This window comes from Aeromicrobium sp. Sec7.5 (assembly GCF_036867135.1).
In the GTDB taxonomy this organism is placed as follows: Bacteria; Actinomycetota; Actinomycetes; order Propionibacteriales; family Nocardioidaceae; genus Aeromicrobium.
Map to the genome: position 1 here is coordinate 1,712,727 of NZ_JBAJIJ010000001.1, position 18,727 is coordinate 1,731,453.

Consider the following 18,727-nt stretch of genomic DNA (forward strand, 5'->3'; position numbering starts at 1 on the left):
TGGCCACCGACGCGGGACACTGGACGTGTGCAGAACGGACCCGTGCGAGTCGACGTGAGGTGGGGCCGGTCCACGGACGAGGGACTGCTGCGGTGCCTGGTCGCCGACGGAATGGGGGGCGACGCCGAGGACCTCGTGGAACGGCGGCTGTGCCCCGGCTGCGGCGGCTCCGACCACGGTCGGCCGTCCGTGCGACGCCGGGGCGTGAGCACGGGGTGGGTCAGCGTGGCACGGCACCAGGACGTGATGGTCGTGGCCTGGAGCCCGGACGCCCCCGTCGGCATCGACGTCGACGCGGTGCACGCCGGCGACGCGTGGGTGCGGCGTGAGGCACGCGGCAAGGCCGACGGCAGCGGGATCACGGGCACGGATCCCGCGCACCTGGAGACCCTGCTGCTGACCGCACCGCCGGGTCTGGTCGCGGCGCTGGCCGTCGACGCACCGCAGCCGTGGTCGATCACCCTCACGTGAGCGGCGGCAGCGCCGTCTCGTCGAGCCACGGGCCGAAGAACTCCGCGCCGTCGACGCCCGCGAGCTCCTGAGCGAGCTCGACGAAGTCGTCGGTCGTGACCCCCGAGTGCCGGTACCGATCGGTCCACGAGCGCAAGAGCTCGAAGAACGCCTCGTCGCCGACGCGCAGCCGCAGCGCGTGCAGCGTGAGGGCACCGCGCTTGTAGAGCCGGTCGTCGAACATGTCGTCGGGCCCAGGGTCCGAGAGCACCAGGTCCTGCTTGAGCTCCGCGAGGCGGTGCCACTGCTCCTCGGCGTGGGCCGCCGCGGGACGACCGCCCGACTCCTCCGACCAGAGCCACTCGGCGTAGCAGGCGAAGCCCTCGTGGAGCCAGATGTCACGCCAGTGCCGCAGTGTGACGCTGTTGCCGAACCACTGGTGCGCGAGCTCGTGCGCGATGAGCCGCTGGGCCGACCAGTCGCGGTCGACGAGGTTGGAGCCGAAGATCGACAGGCTGTGCGCCTCGAGCGGGATCTCGAGCTCGTCGTCGGTCACGACCGCGGCGTAGGTCTGGAACGGGTACGGGCCGAACAGCCGGCTGAACACCTCGATCATCGCGGGCTGGTCGGCGAACGCCTCGGCGACCGCTGACTTGCGCCCGGGCGGGCACCAGGTCGTGAGCTCGACCCCCGCGGCCTCGCCCTTCAGGGGGACGTAGCGGCCCACCTGGACCGTGGCGAGGTAGGTGGCCATGGGCGAGGACTCGGCGAACTCGTGGCGCACGGTGCTGCCGCGACGCCGGGTGGCCACGGCGCGGCCGTTCGCGATCGCCGTGTAGCCCTGGGGCACCGTGATGCCGAAGGCGTAGGTGGCCTTGTCGTCGGGTCGGTCGTTGCACGGGAACCAGCTGGGCGCACCGTGCGGCTGCGACGCCACGATGAGGCCGTCGGCGAGCTCCTCCCAGCCAGCCTCGCCGTCCGGCCCGGGCATGGGCTGCGGCGAGCCGTGGTAAGAGATCTCGAGGGTGAACTCGGTGCCCGCCGGGATCGTCCGCTGCGGGCGGACCACGAGGTGGTGGCCCCGGTGGTTGAACTTCGCCGGCGGTGCCCCGTCGAGCTTGAGCTTGGAGACCCGGAGCCGGTACAGGTCGAGCGTCAGGTCGTCGAGGTCCTCGAGCGCCGTGCAGCTCAGCATCGCGACGCCGGACAGCGCGTTCGTGACCAGCACGACCGCGAGCTCGAGGTCGTAGTGGCGGACGCTGTAGCTCGGGTCACCGTGCTTGGGCACGTAGACGTCGTTGCCGAGGGGTCCTCGGGACAGGAGGCGCTTCATCCGGCGTCGACCCACGGCCCGATCGGGTTGCCGATCCACCGGGTCTTGGCGGGCACCGACTCGCCACGCATGACCAGGGACACCGGTCCCACGGTGGCGTGGCGGCCGAGCGAGGCGGCGGGGAGGACCACGCCGTGCGGCCCGAGGGTGGCACCTGCTGCGAGCCTGACGGTGTCCATGCTGAGTATCCGATCATGGAACAGGTGCGTCTGCACCACGCACCCTCGGTTGACGGTGCTCCCGGCGTCGAGACGCACGAGATCGGTCTCGGGGAGCCAGTACGACTCGCACCAGACACCGCGGCCGATCCGGGCACCGAGCGTGCGGAGCCAGGCGTTGAGCACCGGGGTCGCCAGCACGTGGCGGGTGAACCACGGCGCCGCGACCACCTCGACGAAGGCGTCCGCCAGCTCGTTGCGCCACACGAAGCCGCTCCACAGGGGGTGCCCGCCGGGACGGACGCGACCGACGAGCGTCCACTTCGCGAGCGTCGTGACGCCCGCGGCCAGGACGCCGCCGAGCGCCAGCACGACGCCGCCGAGCAGCGCGGCGACCGTGACCGACCCGTGCGCCAGGAGCCAGATCATGCCGGCCACGACGAGGACCCCGATCCAGGCCGAGACCCAGACCGCCGCGATCCGGCACACCTCGACCAGAGCGCGGAGCACCCGCAGGCGACGCGGCGGCTCGAAGGTCCGGGACGCGTCGGTGTCGCCGGAGGAGCGACGCAGCTGCACGGGTGGGCTGCCGAGCCACGACGTACCGGCCTTGGCCGTGCCCCGCCGTGGCGCCGCCGACAGCACGGCGACGAGGCCTCCCTTCGGCACCTTGCGGCCCGGCGCCGTCATGCCGGAGTTGCCGACGAAGGCGCGGCGGCCGATCTTGACCCGCTCGACCCGGAGCCAGCCCCCGCCCAGCTCGTACATGCCCAGCATCGTGTCGTCGGCGAGGAACGCGCCGTCGTTCACGGTGGTCAGGCTCGGGATCATCAGGACCGTCGACGCCTCGACGTCGGTGCCGATGCGGGCGCCGAGGAGTCGCAACCACGTCGGGGTCAGGAAGCTCGAGTAGAGCGGGAAGAGCCACGTGCGCGCCTCGTCGAGCACCCGCACGACGGTCCACGCCCGCCAGGCCTGGCTGCCGTGGATCGGGTGGGTGCCCGGCTCGAGCCGGCGCGACTGCAGCCGGACCACGGCGACGATCGCGGCGGCGAGCACCAGACCTGCGACGACCATGATGGCCGGCACGGCGACGAACGCCGTCACGAAGGCGGACTCAGCGTCGTAGGGAACACCCGTGACCGCGAGCCCCAGCAGGGCCGCGAGGGCGAGGCTCAGACCGGGAAGCGCCGACAGCAGGGGCGCCGTCACTCCGTAGGCGACCATCCACGCTGGACTGCGCCGCGCCTTGCTGGTGACCGACGGGCCGCGTGCCGGTCCCACGGCCTCCGCGGGTGCCCCGGACCAGTACTCGCCGGTGGGCACGGCGCCGAAGACCACGGAGCCGGGCCCGATCTCGGCGTCGTCGCCGACCTCGGCTCCTCCGGCGAGCGTGCTCCGGGTGCCGATCCGGGTTCGCTTGCCGACCTCGACACGGCCCAGGTGGAACGTGCCGCCGTCGACCCAGTGCCCGGACACGTCGACCTCGGGCTCGATCGAGCTGTGGGCGCCCAGGGTCAGGAACCCCGTGACGGGTGGGACCGTGTGGAGGTCGACGCCTCGACCCACGGTGCAGCCCAGCAGCTTGGCGTAGAGCGTCGTCAGCGCGGCGGAGCCGAGGCCGGTGGCCCCGACCTCGGCCGCCAGGCGTTCGGCGAACCAGACGCGCACGTGGGTGGCCCCACCCCGCCGGTACCGACCCGGGACCACGCCCAGCAACACGAGCCGAGACAACGCAGCAGCGACCACGATCCGGCCCGGGGGGAGCACGAGCAGCAACCACAACGGCACGACCCACGCCCAGCTCACCGCGGGGAGCCACACGGCGTCCAGGAGCTCCCGCGCCGCCAGGACCCCGAGACCGGTCCAGGCGAGCCAGCGCAGGCCGCCGACGGTGCGGGCGACGACGGTGGCCAGGGTGAGGGCGACCTGCGAGGCGAGCGGGACGGGGTGCACCGTCTCGTTGCCCTTCGCGTCGCGGCCCCGCAGGGACTCCAGGACGACCGCGAGGTCGCCGAGGGTCGGGTGCTCGTAGACGTCGGCGACCGTGAGCTCCGGCACCTCCTCGCGGACCCGCGCGACGAGCTGGGCGGCGGTCAGGCTGCCACCGCCGAGGTCGAAGAAGTCCGCGTCCGCTCCCCCGGGGCTGGCGCCGAGCAGGTCGCGCCAGATGCCCGCGAGCCACGCAGCGCCGGCGCCGAGGTCGGCCGTCGCGGACTCGTCCGAGGGCAGCGGCCACGGGAGCGCGTCGCGGTCGACCTTGCCGGACGTGCGCGTGGGGATCGTCTCGACGACTGCGAGCCGGGGCACCATCGCGGCGGGCATCGTCGCGCGGAGGTGCTGGGACGCCGACGAGGCGTCGAACGCGGGGTCGACCCGCACATAGCCGACGAGGACCGTGTTGCCCGCGGCGCTCTTGCGGATCGCCGCGGCCGCGGCGACGACCCCCGGCAGGCCGAGCAGCGCGCTGTCGAGCTCGCCGAGCTCGATCCGGCGACCACCGATCTTGACCTGGTCGTCCGCACGGCCCTGGAACAGCAGGCCGTCGGGATCGTTCAGGACGACGTCACCGCTGCGGTAGGCACGCTCCCAGCCCAAGGTCGGCATCGCGGCGTACTTCTCGGCGTCCTTCGCCGGGTCAAGGTAGCGGGCCAGACCGACGCCGCCGATGATGAGCTCCCCCGGCTCGCCCTCGGGGACGCGATGGCCCTGCGCGTCGACGACCGCGAGGTCCCAGCCGTCCAGGGGCAGCCCGATCCGCACGGGGCCCTCCGGCCCGAGCCGCGCACCGCAGGCCACGACGGTGGCCTCGGTCGGGCCGTAGGTGTTCCAGACCTCGCGATCGGCCGTGGCCAGCCGGGCGCCGATCTCGGGCGGGCAGGCCTCGCCGCCGAGGATCAGCAGGCGGACGCGGTCGAGGGCCGAGGTGGGCCACAGCGACACGAGCGTGGGCACGGTCGACACGACGGTGATGCCGTTGGCGACGAGCCAGCTCCCCAGCTCGGCGCCACTCTTGACCAAGGAACGCGGGGCCGGGACGAGGCAGGCCCCGTGCCGCCAGGCCAGCCACATCTCCTCGCACGAGGCGTCGAACGCGACCGACAGCCCGGCCATGACCCGGTCGCCCGGCCCGAGTGGCGCGTCGGCGAGGAACCAGCGTGCCTCCGCGTCGACGAACGCTGCCGCGCTGCGGTGGCGCACGGCGACGCCCTTCGGGGTGCCGGTCGAACCTGAGGTGAAGATGATCCAGGCGTCATCCTCGGTCGTGGGGAACGCGCGTTCCTCCTCGCTCAGGTCGCGCGCGGCACGGCGGAGGGCGATCTGCATCCCGTCGCCCACGACCGCTGCCACGGACGCTTCCCCCAGCACGGTGCGAGCACGTTCCGGCGGGTCATCGACGTCGACCGGCACGTAGGCGGCCCCCGCGACGACGACGCCGGCGATCGCGGCGTACAGGTCGACCGTGCCCGAGTCGATGCGGATGCCCACCCGGTCGCCGCGGCCCACGCCGAGCGCGTGGAGCTCGTCGGCCAGGAGCGAGGCGCGCTCCCAGAACTCGGCGTAGGTGAGGACCTCGGCGCCGTTGTCGACCGCCGGGGACTCCGGCACGGTCTCGGCCGTCGTGCGCAGGATGTCGACCAGGGTGCGCGGATCCGGCGCGGCGGCGGATCGCAGCAGGGGCGAGTCCGCAACGGGGTCGGTCACCGGCGGATGGTTTCACGTCCAGGTGAACGCGAGATGACCCGCAGGACCGGGACCGACCCGGGAACACCCACCGCACGGGTGCTGTTGGAACGACCATGAGCAACAACACCGTGAAGGTCGACGTGTGGTCCGACATCGCGTGCCCGTGGTGCTTCGTCGGGAAGCGCCGCTTCGAGCAGGCCGTGGCGCGCTTCGACGGAGAGGTCGAGGTGGAGTACCACTCCTTCGAGCTCTCCCCCGAGACGCCCGTCGACTACGCCGGCTCCGAGGCCGAGTTCCTCGCGCAGCACAAGGGCCTGCCGACGCAGCAGGCCGAGCAGATGCTCGCGCAGATGACCGAGCTCGCCGCGGGCGAGGGACTGGCCTACGACTTCGGCCGCCTGCAGCACGCCAACACCGTGCTGGCCCACCAGGCGCTGCACCACGCCAAGGCGCACGGCCGGCAGACCGAGCTCAAGGAGCGGCTCCTGGCGGCGTACTTCGAGCAGGGTCTGAACCTCAACCACGTCGAGGTGCTCGCCGACCTCGCCGCCGAGGTGGGGCTCGACCGCGACGCGGTGCTCGCCGACCTCGCTGAGGGCACCCACCTCGAGGCAGTGCGCGCCGATCAGGAGCAGGCGATCGAGTACGGCATCGGCGGCGTCCCGTTCTACGTCTTCGACGGCCGTCTGGCGGTCTCCGGCGCGCAGTCCCCCGACGTCTTCGTGTCGGCACTCGAGCGGGTCGCGCAGGAGTCGGGACAACCCGCATGACCGGCCCCTTCGAGCTGGTCGGTGACGCCGACGCGCCCGTGTGCGTCGACGACGTCTGCGCACTGCCCGCGGACGCCGTCGGGGCCGTGCCCGCAGGTGCGGACACGGCCCCGACGGACGAGCAGGGCTAGGTCAGACCAGGTCGGTGCCGGCCTCCGGCTTCACGGCCAGGACGGGGCACGGCGCGTCGAGGATGATGCGCTGCGCGACGCTGCCCAGCAGCATCTTGCCGACCGGCGACCGGTGCCGGATGCCGACGACCGCGAGGGTCGCGGCGGTCGTGCGGATCTCCTCGACCACGGCGGTCGCGACGTCGTCCACGACGCCGTGCGCGACCCGCACCTCGAGCCCCAGCGCCGTGACCGCGGCCGTCACCCGCGCGATCTCGTCGTCGGCGGCGTAGCGCCGGTCGACGAGCGCGTCGCCGCGTGTCACGTTGACGACCACCAGGTCCTCGCGCCTCTGCTCCGCCTGGGCCACCCCGTGCGCCAGTGCGGCTGCTCCGAAGTCGTCGGCCGACCAGGCCACCACGACCGTCATACGGACACCTCCTGCTTCTCGTTCTCCGGATCGGACGTGCCGGCTCCCGCTCGGCGTCCCGCCACGATCGTGCCGACCAGCAGCAGCGCCATGACGAGGTAGACCACGACGGCGACCGGCTCGCCCCACAGCGTCGAGACGTCACCCTGCGAGATCGCGAGTGCCTGCGTGAGCTGGAGCTCCAGCAGCGGACCGAGAATCACGCCGATGATGAGCGGCAGCACGGGGAGCCCGAACCGTCGCATCGCCAGGCCCAGCAGGCCCAGCAGGCCCAGGAGCCCGAGGTCGAACGCGTCGAAGTTGACGCTGTAGGCGCCGAGTGACGCGAAGAACAGGATTCCGGCGTACAGGTAGGGCCGCGGGATCTGCAGGAGCTTGGCCCACACCGGCGCGAGCGGCAGGTTGATGACCAGCAGCAGGGTGTTCGCGATGAACAGGCTCGCGAGCAGGGCCCACACGAGATCGGGATTGGCGTCCATGAACTGCGGGCCGGGCTGCAGGCCGTAGTTCTGCATCGCCACCAGGATGACCGCGGCGGTCGCCGTGGTGGGCAGGCCGATCGCGAGCAGCGGCACGAGCGTGCCCGCGGCCGAGGCGTTGTTCGCGGCCTCGGGACCGGCGACGCCCTCGATGGCTCCGTGGCCGAACTCCTCGGGGTGCTTCGTGAGGCGACGCTCCGTGATGTAGGACAGGAACGTCGGGACCTCGGCACCACCGGCCGGCAGCGCGCCGAACGGGAACCCGAAGGCCGTCCCGCGCAGCCACGGCTTCCACGACCGACCCCAGTCGGCGCGGCTCATCCAGGGCTGGCCGACCGGGATGATCTCGAGGGGCTTGCGACGCAGGTGCGCCGCGACCCACAGGGCCTCGCCGATCGCGAAGATCGCCACGGCGACGACCACGATGTCGATGCCGTCGGCGAGCTTGGCCTCACCGAAGGTCAGACGCGCCTGACCGGTCGACGTGCCGATCAGGCCGATCGACAGTCCCAGGAACAGCGCCACGAAACCTCGCAGCTTCGACGACCCGAGCACCGCGGTGACGGCGAACAGGGCGAGCAGCATGATGGCGAAGTAGGACGGGGCGCCGAGCTGGACGACGAGGTCGGCGATGTTCGGCGCGAGCACCACGAGCAGGACCGTCCCGATCGTGCCCGCGATGAACGAGCCGACGGCCGCCGTGGCGAGGGCCTGGGCCGCCCGGCCCTTCTTGGCCATCTTGTTGCCCTCGAGGGCCGTGACGACCGAGGAGGACTCCCCCGGCGTGTTCAGCAGGATCGAGGTCGTCGATCCGCCGTACATGCCGCCGTAGTAGATGCCCGCGAACAGGATGAGTGCGCTGCTCGGCGAGACGCTGTACGTCACGGGCAGCAGCAGGGCCACGGTCATGGCCGGGCCGATGCCCGGCAGCACGCCGACGGCGGTGCCCAGCAGCACGCCGATCACGGCGAACAGGAGGTTGGTGGGGGTCAGCGCGGTGGCGAACCCGTCGAGGAGCAGCTCCATGTCAGAGCACCCCGTCCAGGACGCCCGCGGGGATCGGGATGCCGAGCCCCACGTAGAGCCCGTACCAGGTCAGCAGCGACAGTGCCACGCCGATGCCGATGTCGAGGATCAGCCGGCGACTGCCGAGGATGCGCGCGGTGCCGACGAACAGGAAGGCTCCCACGATCGCCCAGCCGAGCCAGCCGATCGTGAGCACGACGACCGAGAACACGACCCCGAGCTTGGCCACCGTGGCCCAGTCGCTGCCCTGGGTCAGGTCGATGTCCTCGCCGTCCTCGGCCTCGGCCACGTCACCGCGCCAGGTGGCGATGGCGAGCAGCGCGGACAGGAGCACGAGGACCGTGCCGATCACGAATCCGAAGGCGTACGGCTGGACCGGTTGGTCGGCGAAGCCCTTCTCGAGGCCTGAGGCGTCGACCAGGACCAGCACGCCGACGACGAGCAGGAACGCCGCCAGTCCGTACTGCGCGGTGTCGACGACCTTCCCGCGTGCAGGCACGCGGGTGTCGTGGGTGATGTCGGTGTCGGTGCTCATGCCAGTCCCAGCTCCTTCAGCGTCTGCTCGACGCGGTCGTTCTGGTCGATGAGGAACTCCTCGAACTCCTGGCCGACCATGAAGTTGTCGATCCATCCGTTGCGCTCGAGGGCCTCGTCCCACTCGGGCGTCTCGCGCATCTCGGTCAGGAGGTCCACGAGCTCCTGACGGGCCTCGGTCGAGATCCCCGGGGGTGCGAGAACACCGCGCCAGTTCAGGAACTCCATGTCGACGCCCCCCTCGCGGAGCGTCGGGGCGTCGACGGTCTCGAGGCGCTCGGCGCCCGAGACCGCGAGGACGCGCAGCTCGCCGCTGTCGATCTGGCCCTGGAACTCGCCGAGCCCCGACATGCCGACGTCGATCTTCTCGCCGAGCAGCGCGGTCGTGAGCGGACCGCCGCCGTCGTAGGAGATGTAGTTGACGTCGTTCGGATCGATGCCGACGGTCTGCGCCAGCTGCATCGGGAAGAGGTGATCGGGGCCACCGGGTGAGGAGCCGCCACCGACCGTGATGCTGCCCGGATCGGCCTTCCAGGCCTCGACCAGGTCGTCCAGCGTCTGGAAGGGCGAGTCCGCCGGGACGAGGATGCCCTCGGCCTCCGCGACGAGCCCGGCGATCGGGGTGGCCCGGTCGACCGTGGCGTCGGACCGGTTGGTGAACACGGCACCGACGACGCCCAGGCCCATCAGGAGCATGACGTCCTCGGACCCCTCCTCGTTGAGCAGCCGCTGCATCGCGACGGTGCCGCTCGCACCGATGACGTTGTTGATCTCGAACCGACCGGTCAGCCCCTCCTGCTCCATCGTCTGGGCCGCCGCACGACCGGTGAGGTCGTAGCCGCCACCGGGGCTGTTGGGGATCATCATCCGCAGCCGTCGGTTGTCGGGGTCGGTGCCGTCACGCGTCACACCACACGCGGATACGGTGGCGACGAGGACGGCGGCGAGGGCCAGTGCGAGAGCACGGCTCCATCGACGTGATGTCATGGTTCCTCCTGGGTCACGACGATCCTGCGCGATGATGTGGGCTGCGTCACTCTTCTGGACGCAAAGGAGGTTGTGGTCGTTGTGGTCATGCGTCGCACCCGGCTGACACTCGCCGGCCAGGTCCTCGTCCTGCAGCTCGTGGTCATGAGCGGAGTCCTCGTCGTGATCGCGATCATCTCGGTGCGGCAGAGCACCGAGACCTTCCAGGCGACCCGTGGCAGCGCCATGCGGTCGGTGGCCGAGTACACCTCGAACGTCTCGGTCGTGCGTGACCAGGTCGACGAGGTCGGCGCCACGCGGGCCCTGGCGCCCACGGTCGATCGCAGCCTGCAGCTCTCGGGCGCCACGACGGTGGCGATCGCCGACGCGAACGGCACGATCGTCGCCTCGTCCGACCCGCAGGAGGTCGGTACGCAGGCCGTCCTCGGTGACAGCAGGATCCAGGAGGGCCGCGGCTGGAGCGGCGACCTCACGATCGACGGCGCGCGGGTCGTGGTGGCGCACGCCCCCGTCATCGGCGACGAGGGCACCCTGCTCGGATTCACGATCGCCTCGCAGGAGTATCCGCGGCTGTGGGACCGCATCACCGACGAGACCACCGACCTCGCACTCTTCCTCGGCATCGGGGCGCTCGCGGGCGGGCTCGGCACGTGGTGGGTCTCGCACCTGCTCAAGCGGCGCACCCGTGGCCTCGGCAGCGCCGAGATCGCGACGCTGGCGGACCACCGCGAGGCCCTGCTGCACAGCATCGGCGAGGGCGTCGTGGCGATCGACCCGTCCGGCCGGGTGACGCTCCTCAACGACGGCGCCCGGGCGTTGCTCGGTCTCCGCGACGAGGTGATCGGACGCCCCGTCCAGTCGCTGGACCTGCCGGACGACGTGCGGAGCCTGCTGGCCGACCACGACGACGCGCACGACGAGGTCGTCGTGGTCGGCGACCGGGTCCTGGTCGTCAACCGCCGCGCGGCGCGCAGCCACGGGCGTGGCATCGGAAGCGTCACGACCATGCGCGACCGGACCGAGCTCGTCTCGCTGCAGAACCAGCTCAGCTCGAATCTCTCGATCAGCGACACTCTGCGCGCCCAGACGCACGAGTTCGCCAACCGCCTGCACACGATCTCCGGCCTGGTCGAGCTCGAGGAGTACGACGAGCTCGCCCAGCTGCTCGGGACGCTGACCCGGGAGCGCGCCGCGCTCGACGCGCGGATCCGTGACCGGGTCGAGGACCCGGCCGTCGCGGCGCTGCTCGTCGCCAAGTCGTCCGCCGCGACCGAGGTCGCCGTCCGGCTCACGCTGCACGACGCGGCCCATCTGCCCGCCGTGGCACCGGACCTGTCCGCCGACCTCACCACGGTGATCGGCAACCTGATCGACAACGCGATCGACGCCAGTCGCGGTCAGGACCCGGCGCAGGTCGAGGTGACGATGGGCGTCGTCGGACGGGATGTCGTCGTGGCCGTCACCGACACGGGCCCCGGCGTACCGGACGACCTGCGCGACTCGATCTTCGTGCGCGGCTTCTCGACCAAGCCCGAGGTGCTGGGCGGACGCGGGATCGGCCTGCCCCTCGTGCGCGTCATCGCCGCACGCCGCGGCGGTCGGGTCGACGTCGTGGACCCCGGGCAGCGCGGCGCGCGCTTCGAGGTCAGGGTGCCGCTGGTCTCCCCCATCCCACGTCCGGCCACCTCCGGGGCGCCGCGCCCGTGAACGCCGGACGCGACCTGCGGGTGCTCGTGGTCGACGACGACTTCATGGTCGCGCGCATCCACGAGCGGTTCGTCGAACGCACCCCCGGGTTCGCCCCGGTGGGGACGGCACGCACGGGGTCGGAGGCTCTCGAGCTGGTCGAGCAGCTCGCGCCCGACGTCGTGCTGCTCGACGTCCACCTGCCCGACCTGGACGGACTCGAGGTGCTCCGTAGGCTCCGGGCCGCCGGTCACGAGGTGGGGGTCGTGATGGTCACGGCCGAGCGCGACGCCGAGATCGTCCGCGCAGCCCTGCTCGGCGGCGCCCAGCAGTACCTCGTGAAGCCGTTCGAGCACCCGGCTCTCGCGGCCCGTCTCGAGGCGGTGCGCGCCACGCTGACCGCGCTCGGGACCCTCGACGACGACCGCCAGGCGGTCGACCAGGCCTCGATCGACCGGGCGTTCGGTGCGGCGGCCGTCACGGTCGACCTGCCGAAGGGCCTCAGCCCCGAGACCGCCGAGGCCGTCCTCGAGGCGCTGCGCGTGCGCGAGGAGCTCTCGGCCACCGAGGCCGGCGAGGACGTGGGCCTCTCCCGGGTCAGCGCTCGCCGCTACCTGGAGCACTTCGTCACGATCGGGCGCGCCACGGTGCGCCTGCAGTACGGCACGACCGGTCGCCCCGAGCGCCGCTACTCGCCGAGCTGAGCGCTCCGCCCCTTGAGGTGCGAGGAACGAGCCTCGAAAGGGGTTCCTCAGCCAACCGTGGTTTCGAGGCTCACGCGCCAGAGCGCGTTCGCACCTCAACCATCGGAGTTCTAGACCCGTGCGCGCAGCTCGGCGAGCTGCTCGGTCACGCGCACCAGGGCCGTGCCTCCCCGGCTGTCGCGCGACGCGATGGATCCCTCGACCGTGAGCACGTCACGCACGCCCGCAGTGAGGTGCGGCGAGATCGCCGCGAAGTCGTCGTCGCTCAGCTCGTCGAGCTCGATGCCCCGCTGCTCGCACGCCTGCACGCAGGCTCCGGAGATCTCGTGCGCGACGCGGAACGGCACGCCCTCGCGGACCAGCCACTCGGCGATATCGGTGGCCAGCGCGAAGCCCTGCGGCGCGAGCTCAGCCATGCGGTCGGTGTGGAACGTGAGCGTCGCGATCATGCCCGTGAACGCCGGGAGCAGGACCTCGAGCGTGTCGACGGAGTCGAACACCGGCTCCTTGTCCTCCTGGAGGTCACGGTTGTAGGCCAGGGGCAGCGCCTTGAGCGTCGCGAGCAGCCCGGCGAGGTTGCCGATGAGCCGACCCGACTTGCCACGGGCCAGCTCGGCGATGTCGGGATTCTTCTTCTGCGGCATGATGCTCGAGCCGGTCGAGTAGCCGTCGTGCAGCGTGACGAAGCCGAACTCCTTGGTGTTCCAGAGGATGACCTCCTCCGCCAGGCGGGAGACGTCGACGCCGATCTGGGCCGCCACGAAGGCGAACTCGGCCACGAAGTCACGCGACGACGTGCCGTCGATCGAGTTGGGGGTGGACCCCGTGAACCCGAGATCGGCGGCGACGGCCTCGGGATCGAGTCCCAGGGACGATCCGGCGAGAGCGCCCGAGCCGTAGGGCGACTCGGCGCCGACCCGGGCGTCCCACTCGCGCAGGCGGTCGAGGTCACGCACGAGCGGCCAGGCGTGGGCGAGGAGGTGGTGCGACAGCAGGACGGGCTGCGCGTGCTGCAGGTGGGTGCGGCCCGGCATGGGCGCTCCCAGGTGGGCCTCGGCCTGGTCGGCCAGCGCGCCCACCAGGCGGGCCACCAGGCGGGCCACGACTCGGGCGTGCTCGCGCAGGTAGGCGCGGAAGAGCGTGGCGACCTGGTCGTTGCGCGACCGCCCGGCCCGCAGGCGTCCGCCGAGCTCGGGGCCGAGTCGCTCCATCAGCCCCCGTTCGAGTGCCGAGTGGACGTCCTCGTCGTCGGGGTCGGGCAGGAAGGCACCCGAACGCACGTCGCCGTCGAGGGCCGCGATGCCGTCGAGCATCGACGCGAGGTCGTCGGCCGTCAGGAGCCCCGCGGCGTGGAGCACCCGCGCGTGCGAGCGCGAGCCGGCCAGGTCGTACGGGGCGAGGCGCCAGTCGAAGTGCGTCGAGCGCGACAATGCGGTCAGCTCGGGCGAGGGACCGCTGGCGAAGCGGCCGCCCCACAGGCGCGACTCGCCGCCCTGGCCCACCTCGGAACCGCCGGTGGAGTCGATCTCGCGTGAGTCAGTCATCGGAGGGCACCTTACGGGCGAGGTCGGTGAAGTGGGCGGCGAGGGCGTCGCCACCCAGGGGGTCGCGGCAGATGATCATCACGGTGTCGTCACCGGCGATCGAGCCGAGCACGGCCGGCATCGCGACGTGATCGACCGCGGACGCGAAGTACTGGGCGGCACCGGGCGGGGTGCGCAGGATCACGAGGTTCGCCGACGCCTCGGCGCTGACGACCACCTCACGCGCCAGCCGGGCCATGCGGGCCAACGCGGCAGCGCTGTCGCCCGCCGGCTGCGGCGTGCGATCGCCGCCCTCCGACGGCACCGCATAGACGAGGCCTCCGTCGGCATGGCGCACGCGCACGGCGTCGAGCTCCACGAGGTCGCGCGACAGGGTCGACGGCGTGGCGTGCACACCACGCTCCTGCAGCAGCACGACGAGGTCGCCCTGCGACCGCACGGGGTGGCGCTGCAGCAGCTCGACCACGAGCTGCTGGCGCGCCGCCTTGGTGTCGGGCACGGTCACGATCGGCGGGACTTCTCGAGGAGCCACGTGAGCACGGCCTTCTGGGCGTGGAGGCGGTTCTCGGCCTCGTCCCAGACGACGCTCTGCGGTCCGTCGAGGACCTCAGCGGCGATCTCCAGCCCGCGATAGGCCGGCAGGCAGTGCAGGACGATCGCGTCGGGCTCGGCCAGCGCGAGTGCCTCGGCGGTCAGCGAGTACGGGCCGAAGACGGCCATGCGCTCGGCCTTGGTGTCCTCCAGCCCCATCGAGACCCAGGTGTCGGTGATGACGACGGCGGCACCCGTGAGCGCTGCGACGGGGTCGTCGGTCACCGTGACGGAGCCGCCCGTGGTGGCGGCGATGCGCTCGGCGTCGGCCAGGACCTCCGGCGCGGGCTGGTAGCCAGCAGGAGACCCGACGCGGACGTGCATGCCGGCGGTGGCCCCGCCGAGCACGTACGAGTGGCCCATGTTGCACGCGCCGTCGCCCACGAAGGCGACCTGCAACCCCGCGAGCGCACCCTTGTGCTCGATCACGGTCTGCCAGTCGGCCAGGATCTGGCACGGGTGGAAGTCGTCGCTCAGCGCGTTGACGACCGGGACACCGGACATCGCGGCCATCGTCTCGAGGTCGCTCTGGTGGTACGTCCGCCAGACGATTGAACTGACCATCCGGCCCAGGACCCGCGCGGTGTCCTCGACGGACTCCCCCCGACCAGCCTGGGTCGTGCCTCGATCCATGATCAGCGGCGACCCGCCGAGGTCGGCGATGCCGACCGCGAACGAGACCCGCGTGCGGGTCGACGACTTGTCGAACATGACGGCCACGGTCTGGGGGCCCTCGAGCGGCTTGCGGCTGTACGGCGCGGCCTTGAGCTCCGCGGCGAGCGCCAGGACCTCGGCCTGCTCGGCCGGGCTCAGGTCGTCGTCGCGCAGCAGGTGCCGCAGGACCGCACCCTCGCTCATGCCAGGACCTCGTCGAGCAGCGCCGAGAGCGTGGCCACGGCGTGGGCCGCCTCGTCCTCGGTGAGCACGAGCGGCGGGGCCAGGCGCAACCGGTCCGGCGTCGGGGCGTTGACGATCAGCCCGGCGTCGTAGGCGGCGGTCTGCACGTCGACGGCCCGGGGCTCGGTGAGCACGACTCCACGCAGCAGGCCGCGACCGGTCACGGCACTGACCCGCGGGTGGCGTCCGAGACCGGCGGCGAGCTGGTCGCCGCGCGCCGTGGCGTGCGCCAGCAGTCCCTCGGACTCGATCGTGTCGATGACGGCGAGCGCGGCCGCCGTGGCCACCGGGTTGCCGCCGAACGTCGTGCCGTGGTTTCCCGGGCCCAACAGCGTGGCGGCGTCCCCGAGAGCGATCATCGCGCCGATCGGGATGCCACCACCCAGGCCCTTGGCGAGCGTCACGAGGTCGGGCACGACCCCGGACGCGGTGTGCGCGAACCAGTCGCCCGTGCGGCCCACGCCGGTCTGCACCTCGTCGACCCACAGCAGGGCGCCGTGGCGGGACGTGATCTCCCGTGCTGCGGCGAGGTACCCCTCCGGTGCGTCGATGACACCGGCCTCACCCTGGATCGGCTCCACGACGAACGCCGCCACCGTGTCGTCGACGGCAGCCTCGAGCGCCGCGACGTCGCCGTACGGGACGAACGTGACCTCGCCCGGCAGGGGCTCGAACGGTTCGCGGTACTGCGCCTTCGAGGTGAGCGCCAACGCCCCCATCGTGCGGCCGTGGAAGCTGCCCTCGGTCGAGACGATCCTCGTCCGGCCGGTGCGACGGGACGCCTTGAAGGCGGCCTCGTTCGCCTCGGCCCCGGAGTTCGCGAAGAAGACCTTTCCCTCGTGACCGAGGAGCTCGAGCAGCTTCTCGGCCAGACGGACCTGGGGCTCGGAGATGAAGAAGTTCGAGACATGGCCGAGCGTCTGGAGCTGGGTCGTGACCGCCTCGACGATCGCCGGGTGGGCGTGACCGAGCGCGTTGACCGCGATGCCGCCGAGCAGGTCGAGGTAGCGGTTGCCGTCGACGTCCCACACCGTGGAGCCCTCGCCGCGCGCGAGCACCCGCGCCGGCGTGCCGAAGGTGTTCATGACCGCGCCCTGGTAGCGCTGCGTGAGCTCGGCGCCCGTCACCGGGGTGCCGGCCCAGCCGGCTGGCCGGTCCTGGGTGCTCACGGCTGGTCCTTCTGGACACTCGTCGAGTACAGCGCAGTGCGCACCCGGGTCTCGGCCCCGGGCACGACCTGGGTGCCGACGCCCTCGTCGGTGAAGATCTCCAGCAGCACCGAGTGCGGCTCGCGACCGTCGATCACCGTGGCGCGCTCGACCCCGCCCTGCACGGCCTTGAGGCAGGCCGTCATCTTCGGGATCATGCCGCTGGCGAGGGTCGGGATGAGCTCCTCGAGGCCCTCGGGGCTGATCTCACCGATGACGTCGGTGGAGTTCGGCCAGTCGGCGTAAAGGCCCTCGACGTCGGTGAGCACGAGCAGCTTCTCGGCCCCCAGGGCGACGGCGAGCGCAGCGGCCGCCGTGTCGGCGTTGACGTTGTGGACCTGCCCGTCGCGATCGGGGGCCACGCTCGAGACCACCGGGATGCGCCCGGCGTCGATCAGGTCGCGGACGGCCTCCGGACGGACGTCGACGACCTCGCCGACGAGGCCGATGTCGACCGGCTCGCCGTCGACGATCGGCATCGTGCGCTCGGCCGTGAAGAGCCCGGCGTCCTCGCCGGAGAGCCCGACGGCCATCGCGCCGTGCCGGTTCAGGAGACCGACGAGCTCGCGACCGACCTGACCGGTGAGCACCATGCGGACGACGTCCATCGTCTCGGGGGTCGTGACCCGCAGGCCCCCGCGGAACTCCGACGTGATGTCGAGCTTGTCCAGCATCGTGCTGATCTGCGGCCCGCCGCCGTGCACGACGACCGGCTTGAAGCCGGCCAGCCGCAGGAACACGATGTCCTCGGCGAACGCCTGCTTGAGCGTGTCGTCGGTCATGGCGTTGCCGCCGTACTTCACCACGAGGATCTTGTCGTGGTACTTCTTCAACCACGGCAGCGCCTCGGCGAGGATCCCGGCCTTGGTGGTGGCCTTCTTCCAGTCGTCCGGGTGCCACTCGTCGTTCGGGGTGGTGGTGTCTTCACTCATGATGAGTAGGCGGAGTTCTCGTGGACGTAGGCCTGGGTGAGGTCGTTGGTCCAGATCGTCGCCGCCTCCTTTCCTGCCTTGAGGTCGATCGTGACGGAGACGGCGCGCTGCTCCAGGTCGACACCCGCCGGGTCCTCGGCGGGACCGCTGTTGCGGCACACCCAGACCCCGTTCAGGGCGACGTCGAGGTCCGCGGGGTCGAATGCGGCGGAGGTCGTGCCGACCGAGGCCAGGATGCGGCCCCAGTTGGGGTCCTTGCCGAAAATCGCGCACTTGAAGAGGTTGCTGCGGGCCACGGACCGGCTGACGTCCAGCGCGTCCTGCTCGCTGGCGGCGTTGATCGTCTCGATCGCGATCTCGTGGTCGGCGCCCTCGGCGTCGGCGAGCAGCTGCAGCGCGAGGTCGCGGCACAGGTCGGTCAGGAGCGCCGTGAACTCCTCCAGGTCGGGGGTGACCTCGGTGGCGCCGGAGGCCATCAGCAGGACGGTGTCGTTGGTCGATTGGCACCCGTCGGAGTCCAGGCGGTCGAAGGACTGCGCCGTCGCCGCTCGGAGCGCCGAGTCGAGCTCGGCGGCCGAGAGGTGGGCGTCCGTCGTGATGACGACGAGCATCGTGGCCAGCGCCGGCGCCAGCATGCCGGCGCCCTTGGCCATGCCACCGATGCTGTACCCGTTCGCCGCTGCGGACGTGCGGACCGCCTGCTTGCTGACGGTGTCGGTGGTCATGATCGCCGTGGACGCCGCTGCTCCCCCGTCGGCGCTGAGAGCGGAGGCCGCCTCCCGGACACCTCCCAGGAGGTCGTCCTTGTCGTTCAGCAGACCGATGAGGCCCGTCGAGCACACCTGCACGTCGATCGGAGCGACGCCGAGCAGCTCGCCGGCCAGCTCGGCCGTCTCGTGCACGATCTGGAAGCCGGCGGCGCCGGTGTAGCAGTTGGCCCCGCCGGAGTTCAGCACGACGGAGCGGGCACTGCCCGTCGTGATCGCCTGCTCGCTCCACAGCACCGGGTTGGCCTTGCACCGGTTCGACGTGAACACCGCGGCCGCCGACGAGATCGGACCGTCGTTGACGACGAGGGCGACGTCGGGCGCACCGCTCGTCTTCAGACCCGCGGTGACGCCTGCGGCACGGAATCCGTGGGCTGCCGTGACGCTCACTGTGCTCTCCTCGAGTCGTTCGCTGCGCTCACGGGGCCACTCCT

The 18,727-nt window shown here is 71.9% G+C and carries 17 protein-coding genes; 5 read left to right on the forward strand and 12 right to left on the reverse strand.

Annotated features, from left to right (window positions below):
- Positions 1-27 precede the first annotated feature (27 nt).
- Positions 28-471: a hypothetical protein gene (locus V6S66_RS08580; protein WP_334206325.1), complete on the forward strand. Its 444-nt coding sequence runs from the start codon at positions 28-30 to the stop codon at positions 469-471.
- On the opposite strand, the gene V6S66_RS08585 is transcribed toward V6S66_RS08580, so the two are convergent.
- The gene (locus tag V6S66_RS08585) at positions 464-1,783 is read right to left on the reverse strand and encodes a M1 family metallopeptidase (RefSeq protein ID WP_334206326.1); all 1,320 of its coding nucleotides are present in this window, start codon (positions 1,781-1,783) and stop codon (positions 464-466) included. The two genes, V6S66_RS08580 and V6S66_RS08585, sit on opposite strands and share 8 nt — an antisense overlap.
- Complete coding sequence (locus tag V6S66_RS08590) at positions 1,780-5,646, reverse strand: Pls/PosA family non-ribosomal peptide synthetase (RefSeq protein ID WP_334206327.1); 3,867 nt, start codon at positions 5,644-5,646, stop codon at positions 1,780-1,782. The genes V6S66_RS08585 and V6S66_RS08590 overlap by 4 nt, the downstream gene beginning before the upstream one ends.
- Before the next feature lie 95 nt (positions 5,647-5,741).
- Between V6S66_RS08590 and V6S66_RS08595 the strand changes: the two genes are divergently transcribed.
- The gene (locus V6S66_RS08595) at positions 5,742-6,398 is read left to right on the forward strand and encodes a DsbA family oxidoreductase (RefSeq protein ID WP_334206328.1); all 657 of its coding nucleotides are present in this window, start codon (positions 5,742-5,744) and stop codon (positions 6,396-6,398) included.
- Complete coding sequence (locus tag V6S66_RS08600; RefSeq protein WP_334206329.1) at positions 6,395-6,529, forward strand: hypothetical protein; 135 nt, start codon at positions 6,395-6,397, stop codon at positions 6,527-6,529. Before V6S66_RS08595 ends, V6S66_RS08600 begins: the two co-directional genes overlap by 4 nt.
- Before the next feature lies 1 nt (position 6,530).
- Here the strand turns inward: V6S66_RS08600 and V6S66_RS08605 are convergent, their stop codons facing one another.
- Genes V6S66_RS08605 through V6S66_RS08620 form a run of 4 tightly spaced genes read right to left on the reverse strand, consistent with a single transcriptional unit; the run spans position 6,531 to position 9,964 of the window.
- Positions 6,531-6,938, reverse strand: coding sequence for a universal stress protein (locus V6S66_RS08605; RefSeq protein WP_334206330.1), 408 nt, complete (start codon positions 6,936-6,938; stop codon positions 6,531-6,533).
- Positions 6,935-8,443 carry a tripartite tricarboxylate transporter permease gene (locus V6S66_RS08610; protein ID WP_334206331.1) on the reverse strand — a complete coding sequence of 503 codons (1,509 nt, stop codon included), beginning with the start codon at positions 8,441-8,443 and terminating at the stop codon, positions 6,935-6,937. Before V6S66_RS08610 ends, V6S66_RS08605 begins: the two co-directional genes overlap by 4 nt.
- A 1-nt stretch (position 8,444) precedes the next feature.
- Entirely contained in the window at positions 8,445-8,978 is a 534-nt protein-coding gene (locus V6S66_RS08615; protein WP_334206332.1) for a tripartite tricarboxylate transporter TctB family protein, read from the reverse strand.
- The gene (locus tag V6S66_RS08620) at positions 8,975-9,964 is read right to left on the reverse strand and encodes a Bug family tripartite tricarboxylate transporter substrate binding protein (protein ID WP_334206333.1); all 990 of its coding nucleotides are present in this window, start codon (positions 9,962-9,964) and stop codon (positions 8,975-8,977) included. The genes V6S66_RS08615 and V6S66_RS08620 overlap by 4 nt, the downstream gene beginning before the upstream one ends.
- Positions 9,965-10,051: 87 nt before the next feature.
- On the opposite strand from V6S66_RS08620, the gene V6S66_RS08625 reads away from it, so the two are divergent.
- Together V6S66_RS08625 and V6S66_RS08630 are read left to right on the forward strand one after the other, a co-directional pair.
- Complete coding sequence (locus V6S66_RS08625) at positions 10,052-11,671, forward strand: sensor histidine kinase (RefSeq protein WP_334206334.1); 1,620 nt, start codon at positions 10,052-10,054, stop codon at positions 11,669-11,671.
- Positions 11,668-12,354 (forward strand): response regulator, encoded by a 687-nt coding sequence (locus V6S66_RS08630; protein ID WP_334206335.1) that lies wholly within the window; start codon positions 11,668-11,670, stop codon positions 12,352-12,354. The genes V6S66_RS08625 and V6S66_RS08630 overlap by 4 nt, the downstream gene beginning before the upstream one ends.
- Before the next feature lie 110 nt (positions 12,355-12,464).
- On the opposite strand, the gene argH is transcribed toward V6S66_RS08630, so the two are convergent.
- From argH to argJ, 6 genes are read right to left on the reverse strand one after another with little or no spacing between them, the layout of a single operon-like run.
- Entirely contained in the window at positions 12,465-13,898 is a 1,434-nt protein-coding gene (gene argH, locus V6S66_RS08635) for an argininosuccinate lyase (protein ID WP_334206336.1), read from the reverse strand.
- Complete coding sequence (locus tag V6S66_RS08640; protein WP_334206337.1) at positions 13,891-14,403, reverse strand: arginine repressor; 513 nt, start codon at positions 14,401-14,403, stop codon at positions 13,891-13,893. The genes argH and V6S66_RS08640 overlap by 8 nt, the downstream gene beginning before the upstream one ends.
- Positions 14,400-15,347: an ornithine carbamoyltransferase gene (argF, locus tag V6S66_RS08645; protein WP_334206338.1), complete on the reverse strand. Its 948-nt coding sequence runs from the start codon at positions 15,345-15,347 to the stop codon at positions 14,400-14,402. The genes V6S66_RS08640 and argF overlap by 4 nt, the downstream gene beginning before the upstream one ends.
- Positions 15,344-16,555 carry an acetylornithine transaminase gene (locus V6S66_RS08650; protein ID WP_334206339.1) on the reverse strand — a complete coding sequence of 404 codons (1,212 nt, stop codon included), beginning with the start codon at positions 16,553-16,555 and terminating at the stop codon, positions 15,344-15,346. Before V6S66_RS08650 ends, argF begins: the two co-directional genes overlap by 4 nt.
- On the reverse strand, positions 16,552-17,526 hold the full coding sequence (gene argB / locus V6S66_RS08655) for an acetylglutamate kinase (protein WP_334206340.1): 975 nt from the start codon (positions 17,524-17,526) through the stop codon (positions 16,552-16,554). The genes V6S66_RS08650 and argB overlap by 4 nt, the downstream gene beginning before the upstream one ends.
- Positions 17,523-18,683 (reverse strand): bifunctional glutamate N-acetyltransferase/amino-acid acetyltransferase ArgJ, encoded by a 1,161-nt coding sequence (gene argJ / locus V6S66_RS08660; protein ID WP_334206341.1) that lies wholly within the window; start codon positions 18,681-18,683, stop codon positions 17,523-17,525. Before argJ ends, argB begins: the two co-directional genes overlap by 4 nt.
- Positions 18,684-18,727 lie beyond the last annotated feature (44 nt).